This is a genomic window from Bordetella petrii (assembly GCF_020991325.1).
Lineage (GTDB): Bacteria > Pseudomonadota > Gammaproteobacteria > Burkholderiales > Burkholderiaceae_B > Bordetella_A > Bordetella_A petrii_E.
Window position 1 is genome coordinate 1 of sequence record NZ_JAJMLX010000301.1, and the last position, 5,227, is coordinate 5,227.

4 protein-coding genes are annotated in these 5,227 nt (G+C 65.0%); all 4 read left to right on the top strand.

Annotation, left to right across the window (positions count from 1 at the left end; genetic code table 11):
* Positions 1–383: 383 nt before the first annotated feature.
* Entirely contained in the window at positions 384–1,457 is a 1,074-nt protein-coding gene (gene aroG, locus LPZ50_RS21405) for a 3-deoxy-7-phosphoheptulonate synthase AroG (protein WP_230664758.1), read from the top strand.
* Positions 1,458–1,506: 49 nt separating this feature from the next.
* The gene (locus tag LPZ50_RS21410; RefSeq protein ID WP_230664760.1) at positions 1,507–2,916 is read left to right on the top strand and encodes an FAD-binding oxidoreductase; all 1,410 of its coding nucleotides are present in this window, start codon (positions 1,507–1,509) and stop codon (positions 2,914–2,916) included.
* A gap of 97 nt (positions 2,917–3,013) precedes the next feature.
* A complete protein-coding gene (locus LPZ50_RS21415) occupies positions 3,014–4,513 on the top strand; it encodes an FAD-linked oxidase C-terminal domain-containing protein (RefSeq protein WP_230664762.1) in 1,500 nt (499 codons plus the stop codon).
* 9 nt (positions 4,514–4,522) lie between these two features.
* On the top strand, positions 4,523–5,227 hold a 705-nt coding region (glcE, locus tag LPZ50_RS21420; RefSeq protein WP_230664763.1), incomplete at its 3' end, for a glycolate oxidase subunit GlcE.

The window sequence follows — 5,227 nt, forward strand, 5'->3', positions numbered from 1 at the left end:
GGCGCGCGCCAGGGGTCTGGCAGCCGCGGCCAGGCCCACCAGGCCGCGGCGCCCAGCAAGGCCAGCAGTCCCAGGCGGGCGGTCATGCGCAGCAGGGTGCGCAGGAATGGACGAAATTGTGGCATCGGGCTTGGATCGCCGATTCCTGTCAGGGTTCACCCGCCTGCGCCCTTCTGGACGGCTTGGCGGGTTCTGTGCTAGAGTCTGTCGTCATGAAATTCGCGTCCCCCGCCTTTTATTTTTATTTTTTTGGTTTTCTGAAGCCGCTGGCGGAGGAAGGGACGCGCTCAATCTGAAGTCCGGAAAAATCCCTCGAAAAAGCCGCCAGCCCCCTGGCGGCTTTTTTGTGCCGTCAGCCTGGCGGGTCACCCAGGAGCAACACCGTGTCACACAACACCGACGATCTTCGCATCCGCGAAATCAAAGAGCTGAACCCGCCTTCGCATGTCATGCGTGAATTTCCCTGCGCGCAGCCTGCTTCGGAAACCGTCTTCGCCGCCCGCCAGGCCATGCACCGCATTCTGCACGGCATGGACGACCGCCTGATCGTGGTGATCGGCCCTTGTTCGATCCACGACACCAAGGCCGCGCTGGAATACGCCAGCCGCCTCAAGCCCGTGCGCGACCGCCTGCAGGGCGAGCTGGAAGTGGTGATGCGCGTGTACTTCGAGAAACCGCGCACCACGGTGGGCTGGAAGGGGCTGATCAACGACCCGGGCCTGGATGGCAGTTTCGACATCAACCGCGGCATCCGGGTCGCCCGCGAACTGCTGCTGGACATCAACGCCCAGGGCCTGCCGGCCGGCTGCGAATTCCTGGACATGATTACCCCGCAGTACATCGCCGACCTGGTGTCCTGGGGCGCCATCGGTGCGCGCACGACCGAAAGCCAGGTTCACCGCGAGCTGGCTTCCGGGCTGTCGTGTCCGGTGGGGTTCAAGAACGGCACGGACGGCAACGTGAAAATCGCGGTCGACGCCATCAAGGCCGCGTCGCAGCCGCATCACTTCCTGTCGGTTACCAAGGGCGGGCATTCCGCCATTGTGTCCACCGCCGGCAATGAAGACTGCCACGTCATCCTGCGCGGCGGCAAGGCGCCGAACTACGACGCTGACAGCGTGGCCGCGGCCTGCCAGGACCTGTCCAAGTCGGGCCTGGCGCAGCGTGTCATGATCGATGCCAGCCATGCCAACAGCAGCAAGAAGCCTGAGAACCAACCCCTGGTGGCCGACGATGTGGGCCGACAGATCGAAGCGGGGGACACGCGCATCGTGGGGCTGATGATCGAAAGCCACCTGCTGGCCGGACGCCAGGACATGGTGGCCGGCGAACCGCTGGTCTATGGCCAGAGCATCACCGACGGCTGCATCGATTGGGATGCCTCGGTCGAGGTGCTCGAGCGCCTGGCGCGGGCGGTGAAGGGGCGCCGCCGGGTCGCCAGCACGGCCGGCAAGTAAGCGGCGGGCGTAGAATGACAAGTTCCACGTCTTTCACGCCCACGACGCCATGAACGCTCCCGCCTCCGCCGAATCCCTGCGCCGCCCGCTGCCGCCCGCCTGTCTGGATGCGCTGCGCGCGTTGTTCGCCGATCGCCTGTCCCTGGCGGCCGCCGTGCGCGAGCATCATGGCCGCGACGAATCGCCGTATCCGCCCATGCTGCCCGACGCGGTGGTGTTCGCCCAAACCACTGAAGAAGTCGCGGCGGTGGCGCGCCTGTGCAACGAGCACCGCGTGCCGCTCATTCCCTATGGCGCCGGTTCATCGCTGGAAGGCCACTTGCTTGCCATCCAGGGCGGCATCAGTATCGACCTGTCGCAAATGAACCGCGTGCTGTCGGTCAATGCCGAAGACCTCACGGTAACCGTGCAGGCCGGCGTCACGCGCAAGCAACTGAACGAGGAAATCCGCGACACGGGCCTGTTCTTCCCCATCGATCCCGGCGCCGATGCCAGCCTGGGCGGCATGGCCGCCACGCGGGCGTCCGGCACTAACGCCGTGCGCTATGGCACCATGCGCGAAAACGTGATGTCGCTGACCGTGGTAACGGCCGATGGCCGCGTGGTGCGTACCGCCGGGCGCGCACGCAAGTCCTCGGCAGGCTACGACCTGACGCGCATTTTCGTGGGCAGCGAGGGCACGCTGGGCATCATTACCGAAGTCACTGTCAGGCTGTATCCGCAACCGGAAGCCGTTTCGGCTGCGGTGTGCAATTTCCCGGCACTAGACGAGGCCGTGCAGAGCGTCATCGAGATCATCCAGATGGGTGTGCCGGTGGCACGGGTGGAATTCATGGATGCCGCCGGCGTGCGGGCCGTCAATTTGCACAGCAAGCTGAACCTGCGAGAAACCCCGATGCTGGTGTTCGAGTTCCACGGTAGTGCGGCCGGCGTACAAGAGCAGGCCGAGATCGTGCAAAGCATTACCAGCGAGCACGGCGGCATGGATTTCGAATGGGCCGAACGCCCCGAAGACCGCAGCCGCCTTTGGGCCGCGCGCCACAATGCGTATTTTGCCGGGCTGCAATTGCGCCCCGGCTGCCGCGCCAGCACCACCGACGTCTGCGTGCCGATTTCGCGCCTGGCCGATTGCGTGCGTGAAACCGTCGACGAACTGGACCGCGCCAGCTTTCCGTACACCATTGTCGGCCACGTGGGCGATGGCAACTTCCACGTGCTGATGTTGCTGGACGCCGACAGCGAGTCGGAGTGGCAAGAATCTGAAACCATTAATCACAATTTGGTGCGGCGCGCCATTGCAGCCGACGGCACGTGCACTGGCGAACACGGCGTGGGGTTGCACAAAATGCAATTCATGGCCGAAGAGCATGGTGAAGACGCATTGGCCCTGATGCGCAGCCTGAAACACGCATTCGATCCGAACAATATCCTCAATCCCGGCAAGATCATCAGCTGGTAAGCCCGCTGATCCGCCTGACTGGTCGTACCAGCACGAGGCCCGGGTGCGGGTAAATCCGCTCTGCCGGGAAAGGCGGCCTCGCGCTATTGTTGCGCTCATGAATTCATTGGCCGAACCCAATCTCAGCCACGCCCAGCAACCCTTCGCCGCGACGCAGGTCATCGAGGCGCTATACCGCGTACTGCCGGCGCATTGTGTGCTGCACCGCGAGGAAGATACCCGTCCCTATGAGTGCGACGGGCTCTCGCTGTACCGCGCGCTGCCACCCGTGGTGGTGCTTCCGGAAACCGAGGAGCAAGTGGTGGCGGTCATGCGCCTGTGCAAGCGCATGAATGTGCCCCTGGTTGCGCGCGGCGCGGGCACGGGCCTGTCGGGCGGCGCCATGCCGCATGCCCAGGGCATCCTGATGGGCCTGGCCAAGTTCAATCGCATCAAGCGCGTCGACCAGGCCAGCGCCACGGCGGTGGTCGAGCCCGGCGTGCGGAACCTGGCGATCTCCGAGGCGGCGTCTCCGTACGGTCTGTACTACGCCCCGGATCCCTCCAGCCAGATCGCCTGTTCCATCGGCGGCAACGTGGCCGAGAACTCAGGCGGCGTGCATTGCCTGAAGTACGGCCTGACCGTCCACAATGTGCTGCGCGTGCGCGTGGTAACCATCGACGGCGATGTGGTCGAGCTCGGCTCCGATGCGCCGGACGCGCCCGGCCTGGATCTGCTGGCCCTGTTCATCGGATCGGAGGGCATGCTGGGGGTGGTTACCGAGATCACTGTCAAGCTGATCCCCAAGCCGGCCTGCGCGCAAGTGGTCATGGCCAGTTTCTCCAGCGTCGAGGCGGCCGGGCAGGCGGTTACCAACATCATTGCCGACGGCATCATACCGGCCGGGCTCGAAATGATGGACCAGCAGGCCGTGCGCATGGTCGAACCCTTCGTGCAGGCAGGCTACGATACGTCCGCCCAGGCCATTCTGTTGTGTGAATCGGATGGCACGCCCGACGAAGTGGCCCACGAGATCGAACGCATGGAAGCCGTGTTCAGCCAGGCTGGCGCCACGCGCCTGCAGGTATCGCGCGACGAGGCCGAACGCCTGCGCTTCTGGGCCGGCCGCAAGAATGCATTCCCCGCGGCCGGGCGCGTATCGCCCGACTACTACTGTATGGATGGCACGATTCCGCGCCGGCATCTGGCGCGCGTGCTGGGCGCCATCGAGCAAATGGAAGACGAGTTCGGCCTGCGCTGCGCCAATGTGTTCCATGCCGGCGACGGCAATCTGCACCCGCTGATCCTGTTTGATTCGAACAAGCCCGACGAGGTCGAGCGGGCGGAAAAATTTGGCGCGGCCATTCTCGAGCTGTGCGTGCAAGTCGGAGGCACCCTGACAGGCGAACACGGGGTGGGTATGGAGAAGATAAATCAAATGTGTGTGCAATTTTCGCGCGATGAGCTGGACGCGTTCCTGGCCGTGAAGCGGGCGTTTGACCCGCCAGGCCTGTTGAATCCCGAAAAGGTGATTCCCACCCTGGCACGCTGTGCCGAATACGGCAAGATGCATGTCCATGCAGGAGAGCTGAGCTTTCCCGAGTTGGCGCGATTCTAGGGCCGCCGCATGGATTTCGTCCTGTCGGAGTTGTGCGACCAGGTCATGACGGCGCGCGCCGGCCACAAGCCCCTGTTTGTCGTGGGGGGCGGCAGCAAGTCGTTCTATGGCAACTATCGACCCGTCACGCCTCAAGATGGCCATTGTCTGCTCGACATGACCGCCTATAGCGGCATCGTCAGCTACCAGCCGTCCGAGCTGGTAGTGACGGTGCGCGCGGGCACTTCCCTGGCTTTCCTGGAGGCGGCCCTGGCCGAGCGCGGCCAGATGCTGGCGTTCGAGCCGCCGCATTTCGGCGCATCGGCCACAGTGGGCGGTTGCGTGGCCGCCGGCCTGGCCGGCCCGCGCCGCATGGCGGCCGGCGCGGTGCGCGATTTTGTGCTGGGCGTGCGCATGCTGGACTCGCAGGGCCGCATCCTGTCGTTTGGCGGGGAGGTCATGAAGAACGTGGCGGGCTATGACGTATCGCGACTGCTGGCCGGTTCGCACGGGATATTCGGCGCCATTCTCGACGTGTCCTTGAAAGTGGTGCCGCGGCCTTTTGAAGAACGCACATTGCGCTACGAGGCCACTCAGGAACAGGCGCTGGCGCATTTCACCCAATGGCGTGCCCGGCCTTTGCCGGTGTCGGCCACCAGTTGGAGCCCGGCCGGCGATGGCGCGGGCGGCCATGTCACCGTGCGCCTGTCGGGGGCGCCGCCAGCGGTGCGCGGC